The 19,738-nt window shown below is 66.4% G+C and carries 17 protein-coding genes and 1 tRNA gene; 10 read left to right on the top strand and 8 right to left on the bottom strand.

Features of this window, described 5'->3' with window-relative positions; all coding sequences use genetic code 11:
- Positions 1-21 precede the first annotated feature (21 nt).
- The 4 genes from ACFFGH_RS20960 to ACFFGH_RS20975 form a co-directional block, all read right to left on the bottom strand.
- Positions 22-1,128 (bottom strand): alpha/beta fold hydrolase, encoded by a 1,107-nt coding sequence (locus tag ACFFGH_RS20960; RefSeq protein ID WP_386671943.1) that lies wholly within the window; start codon positions 1,126-1,128, stop codon positions 22-24.
- Positions 1,129-1,400: 272 nt separating this feature from the next.
- Positions 1,401-2,903 (bottom strand): MFS transporter, encoded by a 1,503-nt coding sequence (locus ACFFGH_RS20965; protein WP_386671944.1) that lies wholly within the window; start codon positions 2,901-2,903, stop codon positions 1,401-1,403.
- Positions 2,904-3,139: 236 nt separating this feature from the next.
- Entirely contained in the window at positions 3,140-4,306 is a 1,167-nt protein-coding gene (locus ACFFGH_RS20970) for an MFS transporter (RefSeq protein WP_386671945.1), read from the bottom strand.
- Positions 4,307-4,565: 259 nt separating this feature from the next.
- Entirely contained in the window at positions 4,566-4,877 is a 312-nt protein-coding gene (locus ACFFGH_RS20975) for an ABM domain-containing protein (RefSeq protein WP_386671947.1), read from the bottom strand.
- Between the two features lie 424 nt (positions 4,878-5,301).
- On the opposite strand from ACFFGH_RS20975, the gene ACFFGH_RS20980 reads away from it, so the two are divergent.
- The 6 genes from ACFFGH_RS20980 to ACFFGH_RS21005 all read left to right on the top strand — a co-directional run bounded on the left by ACFFGH_RS20980 (position 5,302) and on the right by ACFFGH_RS21005 (position 11,612).
- The gene (locus tag ACFFGH_RS20980; protein WP_386671949.1) at positions 5,302-6,381 is read left to right on the top strand and encodes a hypothetical protein; all 1,080 of its coding nucleotides are present in this window, start codon (positions 5,302-5,304) and stop codon (positions 6,379-6,381) included.
- 190 nt (positions 6,382-6,571) lie between these two features.
- Positions 6,572-6,781: a heavy-metal-associated domain-containing protein gene (locus tag ACFFGH_RS20985; protein WP_386671951.1), complete on the top strand. Its 210-nt coding sequence runs from the start codon at positions 6,572-6,574 to the stop codon at positions 6,779-6,781.
- Positions 6,781-7,752 (top strand): DUF8832 domain-containing protein, encoded by a 972-nt coding sequence (locus ACFFGH_RS20990; RefSeq protein WP_386671953.1) that lies wholly within the window; start codon positions 6,781-6,783, stop codon positions 7,750-7,752. Before ACFFGH_RS20985 ends, ACFFGH_RS20990 begins: the two co-directional genes overlap by 1 nt.
- A gap of 45 nt (positions 7,753-7,797) precedes the next feature.
- Positions 7,798-10,056, top strand: a complete 2,259-nt coding sequence (locus ACFFGH_RS20995; protein WP_386671955.1) for a heavy metal translocating P-type ATPase — start codon at positions 7,798-7,800, stop codon at positions 10,054-10,056.
- A 49-nt stretch (positions 10,057-10,105) separates the two neighbouring features.
- A complete protein-coding gene (locus ACFFGH_RS21000) occupies positions 10,106-10,369 on the top strand; it encodes a hypothetical protein (RefSeq protein ID WP_386671957.1) in 264 nt (87 codons plus the stop codon).
- A gap of 7 nt (positions 10,370-10,376) precedes the next feature.
- Positions 10,377-11,612, top strand: a complete 1,236-nt coding sequence (locus ACFFGH_RS21005; protein ID WP_386671959.1) for an FAD-dependent oxidoreductase — start codon at positions 10,377-10,379, stop codon at positions 11,610-11,612.
- 694 nt (positions 11,613-12,306) lie between these two features.
- Here ACFFGH_RS21005 and ACFFGH_RS21010 read toward each other — a convergent pair.
- The 3 genes from ACFFGH_RS21010 to ACFFGH_RS21020 form a co-directional block, all read right to left on the bottom strand.
- Positions 12,307-12,861 carry a hypothetical protein gene (locus tag ACFFGH_RS21010; protein WP_386671961.1) on the bottom strand — a complete coding sequence of 185 codons (555 nt, stop codon included), beginning with the start codon at positions 12,859-12,861 and terminating at the stop codon, positions 12,307-12,309.
- A gap of 407 nt (positions 12,862-13,268) precedes the next feature.
- On the bottom strand, positions 13,269-13,838 hold the full coding sequence (locus tag ACFFGH_RS21015; protein ID WP_386671963.1) for a hypothetical protein: 570 nt from the start codon (positions 13,836-13,838) through the stop codon (positions 13,269-13,271).
- 118 nt (positions 13,839-13,956) lie between these two features.
- On the bottom strand, positions 13,957-14,952 hold the full coding sequence (locus ACFFGH_RS21020; RefSeq protein ID WP_386671965.1) for a GIY-YIG nuclease family protein: 996 nt from the start codon (positions 14,950-14,952) through the stop codon (positions 13,957-13,959).
- An 89-nt stretch (positions 14,953-15,041) separates the two neighbouring features.
- On the opposite strand from ACFFGH_RS21020, the gene ACFFGH_RS21025 reads away from it, so the two are divergent.
- Entirely contained in the window at positions 15,042-16,499 is a 1,458-nt protein-coding gene (locus ACFFGH_RS21025) for a hypothetical protein (RefSeq protein ID WP_386671966.1), read from the top strand.
- A gap of 7 nt (positions 16,500-16,506) precedes the next feature.
- Positions 16,507-17,319 carry a GIY-YIG nuclease family protein gene (locus ACFFGH_RS21030; RefSeq protein WP_386671968.1) on the top strand — a complete coding sequence of 271 codons (813 nt, stop codon included), beginning with the start codon at positions 16,507-16,509 and terminating at the stop codon, positions 17,317-17,319.
- 885 nt (positions 17,320-18,204) lie between these two features.
- On the opposite strand, the gene ACFFGH_RS21035 is transcribed toward ACFFGH_RS21030, so the two are convergent.
- Positions 18,205-18,288: transfer RNA gene (locus ACFFGH_RS21035), tRNA-Leu, on the bottom strand.
- A gap of 178 nt (positions 18,289-18,466) precedes the next feature.
- Here ACFFGH_RS21035 and ACFFGH_RS21040 point away from each other — a divergent pair.
- Together ACFFGH_RS21040 and ACFFGH_RS21045 are read left to right on the top strand one after the other, a co-directional pair.
- A complete protein-coding gene (locus ACFFGH_RS21040) occupies positions 18,467-19,180 on the top strand; it encodes an FHA domain-containing protein (RefSeq protein WP_386671970.1) in 714 nt (237 codons plus the stop codon).
- On the top strand, positions 19,181-19,738 hold the full coding sequence (locus ACFFGH_RS21045) for an FHA domain-containing protein FhaB/FipA (RefSeq protein ID WP_386671972.1): 558 nt from the start codon (positions 19,181-19,183) through the stop codon (positions 19,736-19,738). It abuts the gene before it with no gap.

Below are 19,738 nucleotides of genomic sequence, written 5' to 3' on the forward strand. Positions count from 1 at the left end.
ATCCGTCTCCTCGAACCCGCCTCACCGTTTCCCGGCCTCGGCACTCAGGAACTCGGTGACCTTGTCCGCGATCTCGGGCGAGTGAGTCCAGTGGAGGTAGTGGCCGCCATCGAGCTCGACCAGTTCGCCGCGTTCGAGGTTCTCGAGCTGGATCTCATGAAGCTCGCGCCAGCGCGGCTGGTTGTCCTTCTCCTTGATGAAGGAGAGCACCGGGAGGTCGCTGGGATAGGTCAGGTCGTCGACCGATGCGAAGTTGCGTGCTCCGTGGTTCGCTTCGTCCGTGACTGCGGGGTTGCCATAGTTCCAGTTCGTCATCGAGCGGATCTGTTCGCGCTCGCCAGCCGTGAAGTCGTCGCCATCGGGCTCGGCGAGCGCCGGCATGATCGCCGTTGCGACCCGAGGCAGTCCCGTCCATGCGACCAGACGATCAAGCGGGCTGGCAGCGCCCGCGAGTCCGTTCATCTGCCCTGGGACTGACGCGTCGATTCCGACGACCGCGGAGACCTCGTTGGGGTAGCGATTCGCGTAGTAGAGCGTGTAGAGACCGGCGATGGAGTGCCCCATCAGGACGTAGGGTTCGTCGACCCCCACCTTCGTGAGCGCGGTGTGGAGCTCTGCGGTGATGTTCTCGACGGTGCGCGGCGGCGCATCGAGGTCGCTGAGGCCGTAGCCGAACCCCTCGACGACGACCACTTGGCAGCCGTCGAGTTCCCGGATGAGTGGTCCGAAATCGGCGACGGGAGCGGCGGTGCCATATCCGGTGAGCATGACGATCGTCGGCCCGGTCGTTCCGTGCCGGTAGACATTCAGCGAGCCGCCCGCTACCTCCACGCGTTCGCCGTACGACAGGCGCTCACGCTCGCTCCGCTCCAACACGGCATTGGCGCCGGCTGACACGAGCACCGCGGTCGCCACCCCCGCCGCGATGATGCTCACCCCGCGAAGGAGGCGCCTCGAACGGTGCCTGCGCGGCGATGGTGCTGGGGCGAGTCCGGGAACCTCGTCGCCGTCAGGTCGATCGGCGGCGGTGCCGAGCAGGGGTGCTGGGCGGACCACTTCGGTCTCCTTCACTCCGTCGTCGACGGCGCTCGTGGCGCCGAGTCGCCTCGTCTGGTTGGTCGCTTCCATCACGTTAAGGTGCCTTCGTTCGCTTCGGTCCGGATCCCGGCTGGACCCCATGAATCGAAGGTAGGAAATCGCGGAGCATCGCAAATCGGAGTGTGGTACCGACACAGGCGCGGACGTCGTGCCGTGGTACTACTCGAAGCAATCCTCAGCGGCAGAGCCGCCGGCGTCGATGAGCTGGCGGGTACTCCTCCCGCGGCGTCGGCTGTCGGCATGGGAGGGCTGTCCCGCCACGGTGTGACGGGACAGCCCTCCGAAGACGCAGTGATCGTTGCTCAGTGGTGGTGGTGTGCTTCGTGACCGTGTGCTGCGCCCACCGGTTCGGGCTGCACCGCCGCGTTGCTGTGGTCGTCAGCGGCTCCGGATGTCTCGGTGCGGTGCCCATGGTCATCGGTGTGGCCGTGATCGTGCGGTTTCGAGGCTGTGCGCCGGTCGAGCAGCGCCCAAGTGACCGCTGCGATGACGAGTCCGGTGGTGGTGATCAGTCCGCCGATCCAGTTCACCGATGCCAGCCCGAGGCCGCCGTCGATTGCGGCGCCGCCGAGGCTGATTCCGATGGCGCTGCCGAGTGTGAACGCTGAGATGTTCGCGGCGGACGCCACGTCGGGGGCATGGCCGGCAGCGCTCATCACCCGCAGCTGGAGAGGTGCGACCACAGAGAACGCGGTCACACCGAAGACGAAGGTCATGACCACTGCGGCGATCGGGTTCTGGATGGCGAAGGTCATCGCGAACAGCACCACAGCGAGTGCTGCGAGCGTCCCGAGCACGGTGGGCATGATCGCCTTGTCGGCGAGCTTGCCGCCGAGCGCGTTTCCGACGAACAGGCCGGCGCCGAACAGCAGGAGCAGCGGGGTGATCCATGCGGCGTCGAACCCGGTCACCTCGGTGAACTGAGGTGCGAGGTAGACGAAGCTGGTGAACACGCCGCCGTATCCGAGCAGTGTAGTGAGCAGGGCTCCCCACACGGCTGGCCGGGTCAGGGCGGTGAGCTGTTCCCGCAGTGTGGGTCCGTGCCCGCCGCCGCCGAGGTGGGCGAGGGCGTGGGCGTCAAGCCCCTCGAACTCGCTTCCGGGTGCAGGTGAAGCGTGGTCGTGCCCATGTGACGCGGCCGGATTGTCGATGTGCTCGACGAGACCGTGACCTCCTGCCGACTGGTGTGCGTGCGCCTCTACGGACTCGTGGGGGTGGTGATGGGCATCGGCCGTGTGCGCCACCTGCTTCGCGGTTCGCGGGAGGGAGGTGAGCAGTCCGAGCAGTGCGATCCCGCCGAAGATCACCAGCGTCCAGAAGGTGAACCGCCAGCCGAAGGCCTGACCGACTGCGGCGCCGAGCGGGGCGCCGAGCACCGTGGAAGCCGTGAGGCCGGAGAAGACGATCGCTACCGCCCGCCCCTTCCTCGTCGCGTCGACGAGCTCTGCGGCGAAGACGGCTGCGATTCCGAGGAAGGCCCCGTGGGCTGTGGCGGAGACGACGCGTCCGGCCATGATCAGCTCGTAGCCAGGCCCGAGCGCGGACAGGGTGTTGCCGAGGAGGAACACGGCGGTTGTCAGCAGCAGCATGGACCGGCGGCCGAACTTGGTGCCGATTGCGGTGAATACTGGGGCGCCGATGGCGACGCCGAGCGCGTAGACGCTTTCCAGTGCGCCGACCTGCCCGTATGTGACGCCCAGGTCTTCGGCGATTTCTCTGACGACCCCGGCGACGATGAACTCATCGGCTCCCATTGCGAATGCGCCGATGACCATTGCCCAGATCGCGAGCGGCAACGTTTTCATTTCTGCAACTCCTTCCTGATGCGGTTCGTGGTGCCCGGGTCGACCTGTATCGGCTCGTCGCGCCATGCACGTCGAAACGGTAATACCCCCCGGGGGTATTCCCGAGTCGCAGAAGTTTTCTCTGCGGAGGCGGTTGTTCTCGACGCAGCGTGCGAGAGCCGGGACGAAACCGCGACGCGGCACAGCGAGGTCGCGCCCGAGTCGCAACGGAACCGGATCCCGGACAGGCAGGCGGGTCAGCGGCTCATGCGAAGTGCGGCGTAGGCGATAACGGCGGCGGGAACAAGCAGGGCGAAGGTGGCGGCCATCGCAGGTGCCAGGCCGATCCCGCCTTGGAGCGCGCCGACGCCGATATAGATCAATCCGGCAGCGGCGTGTGCGACACCGATGACCACCCCAGCGGCGGCAGCCGGTGCCCCAGGGACGGCCGCCTGCGCCGCAACGATGAGCAGCGGTTGGCTCGCGTAGATCAACGCCCCCGCGACCGCCCCGACAGCGACGGTCGCCGGTCCCGGCGGGAGGAAGATCACCGCGATCATCGGCACCACCGCAGCGAGGAGGGTGATGCCCGTTGTGCGCGCGTACCCGAGCTTCTCGCCGAGGGCGCCTCCCCCGATGGCGCCAAGTCCTGCGGCGAGCGAGAACGCGGCGAGTATCCACCCGAGCAGCGGCGCGTCCGCGGCAAGCCCAGCCTCGACGACCAGCCACAGTGGCACGGAACTCGTGAAGGTGATGAACACCAGGCTGACCAGGGTGCCGGCGACGGTCAGAAGCACGATCTTCCGGTTGAGGAGGAGACCGCTCCGCCGTCGCCGCACCGCTCGACGCCGGTGCGGCTCCCATTGCGGCAGCAGCGCGGCGATCGCGACGGCGAGGAGCAAACCGGGAAGCATCAACCAAGGTCCGACTCCGACTCCGTACACCGACACGAGGGAGAGGATGACGACCGGGCCGGCGGCGAATCCCGCCATTCCGCCCGCCGTGAACATCCCGACGGCAAGGCCGGGGTTCTTCGCGCTTTCACCTCCGACGATGCTGGTCGACACCGGATGCAGTGCGGCCGAGCCGATGCCGCCGAGGACCAGCAGGAGCGCGAGGAGGATCACGTCTCCTGCCGTGGAGACGAGGCTGAGCGAGATCGCGGCGAGCGCGACGCCGATTGCGGCGACCCGGCGCAAGCCGATCCGTTCGGCGAGGGCGCCCAGGAATGGCTGGGTGACCGAGGAGCTGACGCTCCACACCGCCACGAGCAGGGCGAGCGTCGTCGTGCTGGCGGCGAATCGGGCATGAAGCATGGGCAGGAGCGCGCCGAGCACCGCGGTGAGTGCGTCATTGACGGCGTGAACGACGGCAAGGAAGGCAGCGATATTGGTTCCGGTGAGAATGCCGGGTCGGCGGATCACGTGTGACACTGTGCGTCCTTTCACCGTGCCGATGGTTCGGGCTTCGACTCAGGCAGGCGCGTGGCCTGCGACAGTGCCGCACAACGGCGTCAATGGCCGCCGTATTCCCGTTCAGTCGCTGGTCCCTCAGGGTTGCTCAGCGGAAATCTCGACTCGGCCTCGCAGCCTCGCCGCCGCGCCGGATTCCCCTTGGATCTGCGACGCAGAGTAAGCGCCGCAAGCGGAGGGCCAAGAGCCTCGCCGGCACGGGCCCACCGTGTCACGGGCCCACCGTGTCACGGGCCCGTATCAGGGGGGCCGCGCTGCTCAGATCGTTCTCCCGGGCGACCGTGTACAGACTTGGGGCGGGCTGAAACTCCGACATCGTGCGACTCAGTTCAACGAACTCCGGGCTCGTGATCGCCGTGCACCAGTCCTCCACCGAGCCGATCTCGGCCACGTTGATGAAGCGATACTTCGCGTCCGGTTGCAGCGCTCGATGCAACCGCGTGGCCTCGTCTCCGGCGGCCGCCTGCAGCAACTCGCTCGCTCGTTCCCACAGTCGCAGGAACTCTTCATCCCGATGGTCCACCCGGTATGACCTTGCGGCCACCGCGCCCGCATCGCCTCGAAATCGTCCGCCTCTTCGTAGTCGGCCAGGATTCGCCGTCGCAACGGAACGAGAATCGCGACAGACAGAACGAGGGTGAGGAGGAAGCCCACGATGGTCGCGATGCCCAGCCCCCGGGCGATCCCATCTCTGTTCAAAGCGAACACAGCGCCTGCGAGAATCGTGATGACCAGGAGGAACGGCTGCGAATGCCGCTCGCGGGTCACGTGGGCGGTCCGCCGTGGTCACCACCGGCATCGGCGCGGTACAGGAGGGCTGTCGTCGAGCGGCTCAGCGTTCTAGCTTTGCATTGAGATGGACGCGAGGTCTCCGGCTTGCGACGCGGCGCCACACGTGCCGCAGTATGCGCGCGCCGTTCCCCGGGTGAGCGCCGGCTAGAGGTGTCGTGGACGACTCGGCAGCCGAGCAACTGAGGCGGACAGCCGTGGACCCGGGCGGCGGGAGCACACCCGCGGACGCGACAGCGTCCAGCACCGGCGAACCAGCCGGTCACACTGCGCCATTCACGGAGCGCATCCTCTCCCGCCTCCCGGGCAGCCGACTCGGCTGGATCATCGCGTGGTCGCTCGTGCCATGGGTGAATGTTGCAATCGTTCTCACCTCCGGCGGGCTGGAGTGGGTCACGACGGCTGACCTCAGTTCGGAACTCCTCAATCGCACGGCTGTCTCCGTCGCGGTGCTGCTTTCTCTGTGGGGAGCGGCGCGCATCGACCGCGATCTCAGCCGGCTCCGCGTCACTCTGACCCACGCCGTCGAGCAGGAGCGCCCGGACGTCGACAGAATCTTCCGCGGCATCGACAGCAGCGCGGGACCGCTCATCCTTACCGCAGCAATCGCCGTCGTACTCCCATTGGACGAGGCGCTCCACGGAGATACCGGCGCGGCCATCCTCCAAGCCGCCACATGGCTCATCTTCGGCATTCCCCTCTCCACCGCGGTGTGGGTTTACCTCGCACTCCAGCTCGGCCTTGACCGCCTCGGACGCGGGCGGCTCACCCTGCGCACCTACAGCGGCGATCGCACCCTCGGCCTGGAACCCGTTGGCGCGCTCGCCTTCACCGGCTTCTGGATGCTCTTCGGCGCGGTCACACCGATCGTGCTGACCAGTTCCGCGGATCTCCCCACCGTCATCGTCGGCAGCCTTGTGCTGCTTGTCGCGCTCTGCCTCTTCTTCCTTTCCGTACGTGGGCTGCACCGGCAGATGACGGCCATCAAGCACCGCGAGATGCACCGCGCGGCAAACCTTTACGCCCAGGCATACGAGAAGGTGCAGGAGAACCCAACGCTCGACGTGCTGGAACAGCAGACCCCGCTGCTCAACGCGGCGGAGAACTTGGAGAAGCGAGCCGAGCGGATACAGGTCTGGCCATTCGACGAGCCGACCTTCGCACGGGCCGCGACCATCGCGACGAGCGCAGTGGCGACGATCGTCGCTCGGATGCTGCTGGCACCGACAGGGCTCTGACGAGCTTCCGACGCCTTGGATCGGCCCGTCCGCAGTCGCTTCCGAGCTCAGGAGCGAACGGTCGCCGTCGTCGGCCGGCGGAAGGGTCCGCAGAGAGGACGCCGTCGCACCCTCGACTTGCATACATACCTACCGGGGGTATTATGGAGTCGCCGGGGTACCCCCCGGGGGTATGAGAAGGAGGCTGCAAATGGCTACGACCGAGTATCAGGTGACCGGGATGACCTGCGGACACTGCGAGATGTCTGTCCGCGAAGAGGTCGGACAGATCGGCGGTGTCGCGGACATCGAGGTGAGCGCGAGCAGCGGCAAGCTCGTCGTGACCGCGTCCGAGCCGATCGACGACGCCGCTGTGCTGACCGCGGTGGACGAGGCTGGCTACTCGGCGGTGCGGGTCTGATGAACGCTGCGGGACGGCTGGGGCTCTACGCCGCAGGGGTGGCTGTGGCCTTCGCCGGTGCCTACGGTATTTCGGCCGCCGTCGTGCCCGCTGGGCTGGCGGCGGAACTGACGAAGGGAAGCAGCATGCAAGAACACCAGGGCATGGCCCACGGCGCATCGACGAACGAAGCGCTCCCGGGTTTGTCGCTCTCTGCGGGGGGTTACGTTCTGTCCTCAGTTCACGCACCCGCCGCCGTCGGCGAGTCCGGTGAGCTGAGTTTCAAGATCCTCGCCGACAACGGCGAGCCGCTCCGCGACTTCGAGCGCTCGCACGAGAAGGACCTGCACCTGATCGCGGTCCGCTCCGACGGTGCCCACTTCCGTCACGTGCACCCGGTGCTGAACCAGAAAACCGGCACCTGGTCGCTGCCGTGGGACTGGGAGGCAGCGGGGACGTATCGCGTGTACGCCGACTTCGCCCCTGCGGTCGAGGGCGGCCCGGACAAGCTGACTCTCTCGCGGACGGTCGACGTCGCCGGTGAACTCGTGCCGGCCACCGCAACCGAAACGAGGACGACAGCTCACGTCGACGGCTTCAACCTGTCGCTTGAAGGTGACCTCGTCGCGGGTTCCACCAGCGAGCTGACCATTTCCATCAGTCGTGATGGCGAGCCGGTTACCGGATTGGAGCCGTATCTCGGTGCGTTCGGCCACCTTGTCGCACTGCGCGAAGGCGATCTCGCCTACCTGCACGTGCACGCCGAAGGCGATGAACCGCAGCCCGGGGACACCTCCGGACCCGAGATCGGTTTTGCAGCCGCGGCACCCACCGCCGGCCGATACCTGCTGTACCTGGACTTCCAGGTTGCCGGTGAGGTGCACACTGCGAAGTTCGTGCTCGACGCCGGCCACGGCACCGGAACGCACGACGACTCCGGATCGCACGACGACTCCGGATCGGATAGCGACTCCGGCTCACACGGCCACTGACGATTCGGCGCCGGTTCGCCGGAGTCACTTGAGAGAAGGATGTTCATGAGCACCACAGCGCCCGCGGACGCGCAGTCCAGCATCGAGTTGGAGATCGGCGGGATGACCTGCGCCTCCTGCGCGATGCGGATCGAGAAGAAGCTGAACAAGCTCGACGGGGTCGCCGCGACAGTCAACTACGCCACCGAGAAAGCAAAGGTCACCGTCCCCGACGGGTTCGACGCGACCCTGCTCATCGCGGAAGTGGAGAAGACCGGCTACACCGCCGCCCTTCCCACACCGAAGGTGACGAAGAAGGACGCGGCACCCGAAGAGGACTCCGACCCGGAGTTCACGGCGCTGCGCAACCGGCTGTTCGTGTCGATCGCGCTGACGGTCCCGGTCATCGCAATGGCGATGATCCCCGCGTTGCAGTTCACGTACTGGCAGTGGGCGTCGCTGGCGCTCGCAGCGCCGGTCATTGTGTGGGGCGCTTGGCCGTTCCACAGAGCAGCCTGGGCCAACGTGAAGCACGGCACCGCCACGATGGACACGCTCATCTCGATGGGCACCACCGCCGCGTTCCTGTGGTCGCTGTACGCCCTGTTCTTCGGCACCGCCGGCGTCCCGGGAATGACGCACCCGTTCGAACTCACCCTGGCGCCCTCTGACGGTGCAGCGAACATTTACCTCGAAGTCGCCGCCGGCGTGACGATGTTCATCCTTGCCGGTCGCTACTTCGAGAAGCGGTCGAAGCGGCAAGCTGGCGCCGCGCTCCGCGCATTGCTGGAGATGGGCGCCAAGGAGGTTTCTGTGCTGCGCGACGGGGTCGAGACCAAGATCCCGGTCGAGGAGCTGGAAGCCGGGAACGAGTTCATCGTCCGGCCGGGCGAGAAGATCGCCACCGACGGGGTCGTCGTCGCAGGCACCTCCGCCGTGGACGCGTCGATGCTTACCGGCGAGTCCGTTCCCGTCGAGGTTGGCGAGGGCGACACCGTCACCGGTGCCACCGTCAACGCTGGTGGGCGTCTTGTAGTCCGCGCGACCCGGGTCGGGTCAGACACGCAGCTCGCGCAGATGGCGAGGCTCGTCGAGGACGCGCAGACCGGCAAGGCGGAGGCTCAGCGCCTCGCCGACAGGGTCTCCGGCGTATTCGTTCCGATCGTGATCGTGATCGCATTTCTCGCGCTCGGGGCCTGGCTGGGTGCTGGGTTCCCAGTCGCGGCGGCATTCACCGCCGCGGTCGCGGTGCTTGTCATCGCCTGCCCCTGCGCCCTTGGGTTGGCAACCCCGACCGCGCTGCTGGTTGGCACCGGCCGTGGCGCCCAGATGGGCATCCTGATCAAGGGCCCGGAGGCGCTGGAGTCCACCCGCAAGGTCGACACGGTGGTGCTGGACAAGACCGGCACGGTGACCACTGGCAAGATGACGCTGGTCGGCGTGATCGCCGAGCCGGGGACTGACCGTGACGAGCTGCTGCGGCTGGCAGGCGCGCTGGAGGACGCCTCCGAGCACCCGATCGCGCAGGCGATCGCCAAGGCGGCCACGCAGGAGACCGGGACGCTGCTGACGCCAGAGAGCTTCGCGAACGTCGAGGGCAATGGTGTGCAGGGAATCGTCGACGGGCACGCCGTTGTCGTCGGGCGTGAGTCCCTGCTCGCGGAGTGGTCGCTGCCCCTCAGCCAAGCCCTCGCCGACGCCAAGGCTCGCGCGGAAGGTGAAGGCAAGACCGCGGTCGCCGTTGGCTGGGACGGTGCGGCTCGGGGCATCCTCGTCGTGGCCGACACCGTGAAGCCCACCAGCGCCGAGGCGATCCGGCAGTTGAAGGCGATCGGCTTGACCCCCGTGCTGCTCACCGGCGACAACCGGGCCGTGGCCCGTCAGATCGCCGCCGAGGTCGGGATCGACGAGGTAATCGCCGAAGTGCTGCCCAAGGAGAAGGTCGACGTCGTCACCCGTCTCCAGAAGCAGGGCAAGATCGTCGCGATGGTCGGCGACGGCGTCAACGACGCACCTGCCCTGGCGCAAGCCGACCTCGGCATCGCGATGGGCACCGGAACAGATGTCGCCATCGAAGCGTCCGACATCACCCTCGTGCGCGGGGACCTCCGCGGCGCCGTCGACGCGATCCGCCTCTCGCGGAGAACGCTCGGCACGATCAAGTCCAACCTGTTCTGGGCCTTCGCCTACAACGTGGCTGCGATTCCCGTGGCCGCCCTCGGGCTGTTGAACCCGATGCTTGCCGGCGCCGCCATGGGATTGTCCAGCGTGTTCGTCGTCGGAAACAGCCTGCGCCTGCGCGGCTTCCGGAGCACATCGCTCTAGATCCGCCTGGCCGATTCACCCACACCAAGAGAGAAGAAGGAGAACAACCATGGGCACCGAGCACGGTCACCACCACCTTCCCGTCACCGAGACGACCGGCAACGCCTGTTCCGGTCACCACGCCGCTCCGGCGGAGGCGGCCACCGGCGACCTCGCCGTCTGCCCGGTGATGGCCGGCAGCACCGTCGTCAAAAGCGTCGCCGAGGCACAGGGCCTCTTCCGTGACTTCGACGGCACCCGGTACTGGCTCTGCTGCGCTGCATGCGGACCGCTCTTCGACGCCGACCCGAACACGTACGCCAACGCCGCCTGAGCCGACAGTGGGGGCTCGCGACACTTGTTGCAGTATCGCCAGCCCCCGAATCGCGCTCTCGCCCGAGTTGGAAGGAACTGAATCCATGCCCAAACACCTAGTTCTGATTCTGGGTGCTGGCGCCGCCGGAACCGCTGCGGCACAAGTTCTCAAAGCCAGCGATGCGGTGTCCGTGGAGCTCGTCACCCGGACCGGGGAACTCCCGTACAACCGCACGTTGGTGAACAAGGGCGTCGCCGTTGGCATCCTTACGGCTGAGCAGGCGACCGTGCCAGCTCACGGTGCAGTCGGAGACACAGCGGAGCTGGTCGACCCTGCTTCGCGGACCGTTCACTTCGCCTCCGGCAACATCGCCCGCTGTGATGCGCTGGTAGTGGCGACGGGCAGCACGCCGAAGAACCTCGCTAGCGTCGTCCCGGGCGCAGCGGAAGCGACCGCAGCGGGGCGGCTCACGACGCTGCACTCGCTCGACGATGCCGTCAGGGTTCGGAGCGTTCTCGCTCGGCAGGACGCCCCGTCGCGCATCGTCATCTTCGGCGCCGGCCTAGTGGCCGCAGAAACCGCGTCACTGCTGCGCGAAAGAGGGCGTCACATCACCCTCGTCGCGCGGTCGACCGAACCGGGAGCTACCGCGTTCGGTCCCGAAATCGCTGCGCGGCTTGCCGCCGCCCACCAAGAGCACCTCGCAACCGCGTTCGGCCGAACAGCCACCGCGATCGAGGTCGACAGCGCTGGGCTCACCATCGCGCTCGATGACGGGTCACGTATTCACGCCGACCTGGCGATCGTCGCTCACGGCAGCACTCCGGCGGCTCCCGCCCCGTGGTTCGCCGGCGTTGCCGTCGACGAGCACCTGCGAACGCGGTACCCAAGGGTCTATGGGGCCGGAGGATCGGCCATCCACACCGACGCGATGCTCGGAACGTGGCGCATCGACCACTGGGCCGACGCGGTCGCGCAGGGTGAGCACGCCGCTCGGGTCCTGCTGCACGATCTTGGGTTCGGCGCCGATCCTGGACCGTATCTCCCCCGCAGCCCCTACACCGCGCTCATTCACGGGCGGACCGTCGCCGGCGTCGGTATGACAGGCGGATATGGTTCCGCGCGAGTCGTCGCGCCGGACCCGTTGGTTGTCGTTCACAAAGAGGACGACGACTCCATCGGCGCTGTCGGTATCGACGCCACAGCATCCGTCTTCGAGTGGATTCCGCGGCTTCACAGCGGCGCAAGGGTCCCCGGTTGACCCTGGCACCAGGCCTCGCGGTCGAGAACTCCCCCGTGTCGGGCATTGCTGCGGGTGGAGTGGGTCCAGTACCTGATGTTCGCCCTGGCGAATGTGTCCGGCAACCTTCGGAAGATCAAGGCCTTCCTTGACGGACTCGAAGGGCCGCGGGACGGCAAGGGCAGCACGCGCGACGTCCCGAAGACCCGGGCGGCTCGCCGGCCAGCGGAAACTCTGCTTCCGCGCAAGGCCCAGCAACAGGACGGCCGGCGCAAGTCGCCACGACCGCCTAGCTAGCCATCATCAGCTAGAACCGAAACGCACGACCGAGGGGTTCTCCCCTACCCAGAAACGCCCGCAACTGTCGGAAAGCCGTCGGAGCGGGCGTTTTCTGCGTCGGACCGTGTTGCCCGCTACGAACAAACGGCTCTCGATGCGCCACAGAGGCGGATGGAGAGCCGTTTGAAGTAGTTTCGCGAACTCGGTACCCCGAGATACGCGAACACCACGTTGTGTGGTGTTCGTGAAACTTCACAGCCCTTGTGAACAATGGACCTCTTCCGTACGTGCCCCATTGCATTTCCAGGCTTAGCCAGAAAACGTTCCAGCATCCTTCCCAGCGATTGCCTACTGCTGTGGCCTTTAGGCGCGGCCGAGCGTCGCGTCGAAGGCGGAAGCGCAGGTGCGTTCGGTTTGTCCCATTCAGGGGCTTCCGTTAGAAGAGCGGACGGAGGGCCGCAGCGTCCCTCATCACCATCTGCAACACGAAACGTAGGTCCTGGATCAAATTCGACTGCATTGGTCGTCGCTGCAGGGCCAGGTGGAGACCTTCGACCGCTCCGGGCGGGGCCAACCAGACAAGACCCGCGCTCACGAGATTGCCAGCCCGAAGCAATCCGCCGGTCTTTTCCTCCTGCACAAAGCGGACGCCTTCGCGCCCCCCGGCGGGCATTCCCGCGTAAACGTCTTGGAGCCATTGGTTCGCGCGCTCAACAGTCTCGCGAACTGCGAGCGGGTCCGTTGGTATCTCCCGCGATCCGGCCGGCTGGCCGGGTGGTGGTGCGATGGAATCAGTGACCGTCATGACGGTATTTTTCAGCCGCTCTTCAACCAGCTCGAGTGAGCCACGTGGACAGATCTCGGCAAGGAATCCGACCAGAGACTGACTGAGCCCCAGATATGGGCCACCGTCGTGGGTCAGAAGCAAATGCCGGTCCGTAGACCCGATACGTTGCTTGAAGTGCTTCTTCCACTCTGCGGCGTTGACCATAATCACGTTTCTACCGCACGGTCTGGAGCGTGACGCTTAGGCACGTAGCCGGAGTTCCGGGGGCCGAGACCGTTGGATCAGATAGTTAGAAGCACCATGCGATCAGCGGCGTTAAGAGGCGCTCGCCCGCACTGGGTCCGGACGAGGTCAATGACGGTTACACGGCGTGCCTCCTTCCGAGCAGCCTTTACCAGCGAGCCGAGACTGGATTTCCATGACTGCCGGAACCAAGGCATAGCGGTGCTCATCACGGCCATCGTGCGCCGGGACCGCCGCCAAAGGGCGGCGACTGAAAGCCAGCATCTACGTGTCGATCTAGAGGCGCAGACGCTCACCCAATCGCGTGCTTAGCCTCGGCCTTACGCCTGGATGCCCATCAGGCTCGAACGTGCCGGTTGCGGATCGGTTTACGGCATTCCCATGTAAAGCCGGGATAGGTCAGCGACCGTGGTCTTCGAGTCCTTGACGTAACCGCACTCCAACGCCTGTTGTGCGAGTTGGATGGACGACATGTGCATCGCGAGGGTCAATGTGCCACGGACAATCTCGTCGGTCGGCTTCGCTCCGACCTCGTCGAAGGCCGCGAGGAAGCGATCCTTTGCCAGTGCAATGTTCTTCGTATCGGTACTAGTAAGAAGGGCGGCGTAGGAAACGGCACGCATCAGGAAGAAGTTGGCGATGCGGTCGTCGGTCAGCTCGCGCTTCAGAGCCGCGGCGCTGAAACTGTCATCACCTGATGCGACGATCAAGGTAGCGATTGCCTGCGCGAGATTCCCGAGGGTAACCACTGCGGCCTCCGGGTTTTGCAGGAGTGCGGCCTGAAGCTCCACCAGAGCTACCCGGTTCTGAGCGGTGCTCGCTGGAGATTGGTGCGGCATTGGGGTGCGGTCGCGCAGGAGGTTCGTCGTAGCGAGTACGAGCTTGTCGGTGAGCCGGTCGACTCGCTCGAGATTTTCCGCCTCAGAGAGGTTATCCATGCAGTGAACCCTACTGGCGCCTCGATAGGACGCGATCGGCGACTGCCCGGTGGAGAATCGTCTTACGGACACTCGCCGACTCACCTGCGCTGCGTTAATCGGCCTCTTCCCGCCGTGATCACCGGCTCGCGCGAAGCAATAGCTCGTTCGCCAGCGCTTGGTTGTGGTGGCGCCCGAGCGGAGCGGACCCTTGCCGCATCGCTGTTACGACAAGCCGGTACACAGCGTCGAGCACAGTTTGCTCCCGTACCAGGGCGGGAAGGTCGCGAAGCTCGACACCGACCGCGGCGACGTCCGCTATTGAGCCGTAGTCGGGAAAGGTCACCGCCTCGTTCGGGTCGTAGCCCAATGCGATGATCCTCTCAAGAATCCGATTCGCCTCCGGCTCTCGCTCCTCGGTGAGATTGAGCCACGCCCACCGCTCGACGGCGGCACCCCCGGTCACCTCGTGCACCCGTAGGATTTCGAGCCGGCCAGCCGACAAGGTGAGCATCCGGTGGGACCCTTCGGTCTGGCCAGTCGACGGCAACGCAGACACCGTCCATAAGGCGCGTTGCGACAGGGTTGGCGCTGGCACCGCCTCCCGGATCAACACAGAAGTAGCAGCGGCGAGGTGCTCCCAGCCAGTCCGTTGCTGCAAGCGCGCGAACCGTGCCTGCTCCGCTTCGGTGGGAGTTGGGAGAGTGCCGATCTCGAGACCGCCACGCCGGGCGCGATCCCAGGGCAAGGCCAACGAGACTCCCTCGCGGACCTCGACGATGGTGTCCTGGCCGCCTCCGGGCCGACCGGTGAGCAGTTTGTTCCGCAGGTTCACCCGAAGGCTCTCGGCATGTCTGATCGCCGCGACCTCGAGTCGGTCCAGATCCTCGGCCGCACACGGCGCAAACTTGACCCGGACAGCGTCCGCCCAGCGACGTCGGTGCGTGGCCAACCGCGACCGTACCGCTACCGACTGGCCGACATACGAGTAGCCGTCCGCAAAGTCCAGCCAGTAGATGCCTGTCCGGGATTCACTCGCCGGCAGCATAAGTGCAAGCGAGGCGCCATCCTCGATCACATGTTCCGTGAAGCGAAGCTCTGGCGGCGCCGCTACAGCCCGGTCCTCGAAGGTCATGCACGCGACCATAGCGGTGACGCACGACGCCGCCTTGCCGGCGGATCGCTCTCGGACAGGTCTACTGCTCGCTGACGGTTAATGCGAGTGTGGTGCGCATGGTGGCTTCTCTCGCTACCTTTGTGCCTGCCAGATCGCAAGACGCGCACCACAGCTTTTTCCAGGGCGGAATGATCGGGCGACGTCCGCGGCCTCAGATACCTTTTGTTTGGGGCTCTTTCACCCCGGAAGTGGTGACCTTGAGCGACAAGATCGAACTCATCAGCGACGGGGACGGCGTCGCGGTCTTCGGCGAACCGATGACCGTCGAGCGTTTTCTCTCCTCCGCAGGTGTCCCGTCAAAGGACCTGCAGCTCACGACAAAGCTCAGGCCGGCCCTGAACGCGGGCTCCGGCATCGCGCAGGCCGGGTCACAGATCGCGGCCAACTCGGGCCGGTGGGTGCAGCTCACGGAAGAGTCCGCCAAGGCGCTCAAGGTCGGTAAGGCGATGAAGGGGTCGTCCGACGGCCTCAGCCGGGCGGTCGCGACGACCGGCAAGGGCAAGATCACCAAGATCCTGGAATTCACCAAGCCCGGCACGGTCGGCTCCATGCTGACGAATCCGGCAATGCTGGCCGGAGCTGCGGGGATCATGGCGCAGTTCGCCATGCAGCAGACGATGGAGGAGATCACCGAGTACCTCGCCGTCATCGACGAGAAGGTCGATGACATCCTCCGCGCCCAGAAGGACGCCGCTCTCGCGGAAATGATCGGCGTCGGCTGGGTCGTCGATGACGCCATGCTGAGGCGCGAGCACGTGGGACGGGTGTCCGACGTGACCTGGTCGAGTCTGCACGGCGCGGCGCAGACGATCGCCACGGCACAGGCGTACGCCCTGCGTCAGCTCGACGCCCTAGCCGAGAAGATGGAGAAGAAGTCGCGAGTTGGGGAACTCACGAAGCTTTCCGGTACGGCCGAAGCGACGGTCGAGGAGTGGCTGGCGGTGCTGGCGCGATGCTTCCAGCTCCAGGACGGCCTGGCGGTGCTCGAGCTTGACCGGGTCCTGGACTCCAGCCCGGGTGATCTCGATCGCCACCGGGCCGCGGTGCGCGCAGCGAGGCAGAAGCGACGTGACCTCATCTCGAAAAGCACGGCGCGGCTGCTGTCCCGTATGGACGCTGCCGCAGTGGGCGCAAACGAGCAGGTGTTCTTCCATCCGATCAAGGCCGGCAGGGTGGTGCGCTCCGGTAACGAGGTCGCGAGCGACATCGTGACCTTTCATGAACGGCTCGGTATCGAAGTGGGCAGAGCTGCCGTTGAGGTCAAGCCCTGGCGGGAGGCCGCCATCGACGCCCGCGACGATGCCGTCGGGATCAGCGAGCGCGGCGCCAAAGCGGTGGGTCGTTTCAGCGTTAGGACCCTCGAGGGCGCCAAAGCGGGCACCGAGAAGCTTGCCGAAGCGGCAACGGAGCGGCTGCCGTGGCGCCGAACCGACGCCCAGTCCCCCGTTCCGACCGAGCAACACATCGCGGTGGAGGGCGCGCAGCCCGAGAACACGCCGAGCTGAGCAACCGATGCCCTTGACTCTCGGCCCGCTGCTGCTCGACGCGGGTATCGACCACGCCACCGCGCTTGTCATGCGTCACGCGTACGTGCGGGAGCACGAGGACAGTGGCCTACAGGGGATTCATGCGGATTCCACCGACGCCGAGATCCTGCAGTACACCCGAACTCAGTCCTCGGACACCAGGCGTTTTCCCCTCGACCCGCCTCGTGTTTGGGTGGTATTCATCCGCGAGGGCGGCGACCAGGCACGGCTCTGGTCGGTAGTAGAGAACCGCGGCGAAGTGGCGAGCGACGGGATCCTGCGGACCTTCGATGTCGTACAGTCCGAACACATGGCGGACCTGCGCGGTCGACTGGTAATTGGGTGGAAGTCCCCACGCACGTGGCGCATGAGCGGCACCGCTGCCGCCAAGTACCCGGTTATGGGCATCGCCGACGCCGAGCCGATCCCCTTTCCCGGGTTCGATCGGCTCGTTCTCAGCCACGCACAACTGCAAGCCGTGATGCGGGAGCATCGCTACGCCGCGTGGCGAACGGCTCTTGCATCGGTCTTGGGGATCTACCTGATCACTGACACCAGCGACGGGCGCCACTACGTCGGCAAGGCGGACGGGGAGGAAAGCGTTCGGCAGCGCTGGAGCGCCTACGCGACCAACGGGCATGGCGGCAACGTCGAGCTCCGTGGTCTCGACCCTTCGAACTTCCGCTTCTCGCTACTCCGGGTCTTCGACCCGGCAACGCCGAAGCGCGATATTGAGCTGGCCGAGAGCCACTTCAAGGAAGCCCTCGGCACGCGCCGCCACGGGCTGAACCGGAACTGATTGCATCGCACCTGATCCCCCGACCCGGAGGGCCTTCAACATCTCTGAACTGGCCGGCCTGGCTCGCCGGGACAAGGGATAAAAGCACACGGCCTAACCACAAGCTAATACGCCGAAGAGTCCCATGCGTTTCCCGGCCTCTCATTGAGTTGGTCGGCACAGGCCGGCGAGTTGGGGGGAGTGGATCTGTTCTCGCTGGCACCCCTGAACGACCCGATGAAGTCACGGTAGTGGCGGATCCCGCGGCTGATCCATCTTCGCAACGACATTCGCGCCCTCGTATGTGGCCTACGGCGGAAAGATAGTCCAGCGCAACGAGCGGGGTAGTAGTGGGAGGCCGGGCCGAAGGAGCTTTCCGTCGACGCGCCCGGCCACGCTGTCGCCGAGGCGCGGCTGATCATCTCACGTTGTGCTCGAGCCTCGGCGCTATGACCGTGAAGTAACGGGTCGTGGTAGACGGCGGCGCTGATGGCCACACTCGCAACCATCTCCGGTAACGTCCGCAAGCTGAAGACCTTTATCGATCGCCTCGGCGGCCCTCGTGACCCGAAATCGCCCGAGCGCGCCACCCGTGCGCCACGCCGCAGTCCGAAGCAACGGCTCGCGATGAAGCGGGCACCGCAGGACGGCCGGTCCCACCGACACCCGGCGCGAACCTAGAATCCCCAGGGCGCAATTTCCCAACAGCAGCACTTCCGGCGCTTCGCCATGCCCGAAATCGGCTGAGCAGGCTGGAGACGGCGTCATACGCGCCCTACGAGATGAAGATCGCAGGCCGCGTCGGCGCTCTCGCCACCATCAGGCGTTCCAAGAGCCGCCGAAGCCTCGACGTATCCAGTTCTACGATCCGGGTTCGCGCAGATTCACGAACACCATGTTGTGTTGTGCGCGAGGGGGGACTTGAACCCCCACGCCCTTGCGGGCACTGGCACCTGAAGCCAGCGCGTCTGCCAATTCCGCCACTCGCGCAGGAGGCCGCCTGAGCGGCCAACCCAGTGAGATTATCACAGCCGCCCAAGCACCGCGGACGGGCCCGGGCGGCCGACCGTGGCCGGTTTCGCCGCCGCTCCCACAGCCCGCGCTCCACGTTCCTTCAGGCCGGTCCCAGTAGCATGTGCGCAGGGCCGACGGCCGGGAAAGGGACACCGTGGGGCTACTGGACAGTTTCGAGCAAGGTCTCGAGCGCGTGGTGAACGGGGCATTCGCCAAGACGTTCAAGAGCGGGCTTCAGCCACTCGAGGTGACGAGCGCACTGCGCCGGGAGCTCGACACGCGCGCGGCGGTGGTCGCACGAGACCGCATCCTGGTGCCGAACAAGTTCGTGGTGCGGCTCAGCCCGCGCGACTACGAGCGGATGTCGCAGCTCGGCCCCGCGCTGATCGACGAGTTCACCCAGCTGGTGCAGCGCCACGCCACGGCGCAGCACTATTCCTTCGCGGGTGGGATCAGCATCCGTCTCAAAGAGGACGAGTCGCTCGCCCAGGGCATGTTCGAGATCGACTCCGCGAACGTTCAGGGCCGAGTCAACTGGGTCGCAGTGCTCGACATCGACGGTAAGCGGTACCCGCTGCATGCTGGCCGCACCGTGATCGGCCGCGGCAGCGATGCCGACATCACCCTCAATGACACGGGCACGTCCCGCCGGCACGTCGAGGTTCTATGGGACGGCGAGCGCGCGCAGGTCAACGACCTCGGCTCCACCAACGGATCGAAGCTCAACGGTTCCCCCGTGTCGAAGGCGCCACTCCCGCCGGACTCCGTCATCGACATCGGCCGAACGCGTATCGTGTTCCGAGTGCTCGCCCAGTCCGCCGACGTCGACCAGTTCGCCGATCCACGCCGTGAGGACAGGGCGCGCTGAATGGATGAACTGACCCTGCTGCTGCTGCGCCTCGGGTTTCTGGCGCTGCTCTGGATCTTCGTGTTCTCCATCGTCTATGCGCTCCGGTCGGACCTGTTCGGCAACCGCGCGCGCCGCGACCTGGAAGCCGGAAGCGCCGCTCCGGCGCCGGTCGCGGGCCCCGCACCCACACCCGTTCCGCCGCAGGCCACCGTCACGGAGCGGCTGGCCGCTCAGCGCCGGTCCCCGTCCACACCTCCCCCGCCGCTCAGCAACGGCGCGCCGGTGCGCGCCAGCCGGCTCGTGATCACCGGCGGGCCGAAGGAGGGCCTGGAGGTCGAGCTGCCGACCGAGCAGCTGACCATCGGCCGGTCCAGCGAGTCGGGGCTCGTCATCCGTGACGACTACACGTCCACGCATCACGCGAAGCTGATGCTGTGGAACGACCGGTGGGTGATCCAGGACCTGGATTCCACGAACGGAACCTTCCTCGACGGACAGCGCGTCACCGTGCCGGTCGAGGTCCCCCTGAACACTCCCGTCAAGATCGGCACGACGAGCTTCGAGTTGCGGCGGTAG

This window comes from Lysobacter korlensis, assembly GCF_042434515.1.

What these genes read in the sequence shown, in the direction of transcription:
- ACFFGH_RS20960 (WP_386671943.1), bottom strand. Translation starts at nt 1,128, where the DNA reads ATGGAAGCGACCAACCAGACGAGGCGACTCGGCGCCACGAGCGCCGTC.
- ACFFGH_RS20965 (WP_386671944.1), bottom strand. Translation starts at nt 2,903, where the DNA reads ATGAAAACGTTGCCGCTCGCGATCTGGGCAATGGTCATCGGCGCATTC.
- ACFFGH_RS20985 (WP_386671951.1), top strand. Translation starts at nt 6,572, where the DNA reads ATGGCTACGACCGAGTATCAGGTGACCGGGATGACCTGCGGACACTGC.
- ACFFGH_RS20990 (WP_386671953.1), top strand. Translation starts at nt 6,781, where the DNA reads ATGAACGCTGCGGGACGGCTGGGGCTCTACGCCGCAGGGGTGGCTGTG.
- ACFFGH_RS20995 (WP_386671955.1), top strand. Translation starts at nt 7,798, where the DNA reads ATGAGCACCACAGCGCCCGCGGACGCGCAGTCCAGCATCGAGTTGGAG.
- ACFFGH_RS21000 (WP_386671957.1), top strand. Translation starts at nt 10,106, where the DNA reads ATGGGCACCGAGCACGGTCACCACCACCTTCCCGTCACCGAGACGACC.
- ACFFGH_RS21010 (WP_386671961.1), bottom strand. Translation starts at nt 12,861, where the DNA reads ATGGTCAACGCCGCAGAGTGGAAGAAGCACTTCAAGCAACGTATCGGG.
- ACFFGH_RS21015 (WP_386671963.1), bottom strand. Translation starts at nt 13,838, where the DNA reads ATGGATAACCTCTCTGAGGCGGAAAATCTCGAGCGAGTCGACCGGCTC.
- ACFFGH_RS21020 (WP_386671965.1), bottom strand. Translation starts at nt 14,952, where the DNA reads ATGACCTTCGAGGACCGGGCTGTAGCGGCGCCGCCAGAGCTTCGCTTC.
- ACFFGH_RS21030 (WP_386671968.1), top strand. Translation starts at nt 16,507, where the DNA reads ATGCCCTTGACTCTCGGCCCGCTGCTGCTCGACGCGGGTATCGACCAC.
- ACFFGH_RS21045 (WP_386671972.1), top strand. Translation starts at nt 19,181, where the DNA reads ATGGATGAACTGACCCTGCTGCTGCTGCGCCTCGGGTTTCTGGCGCTG.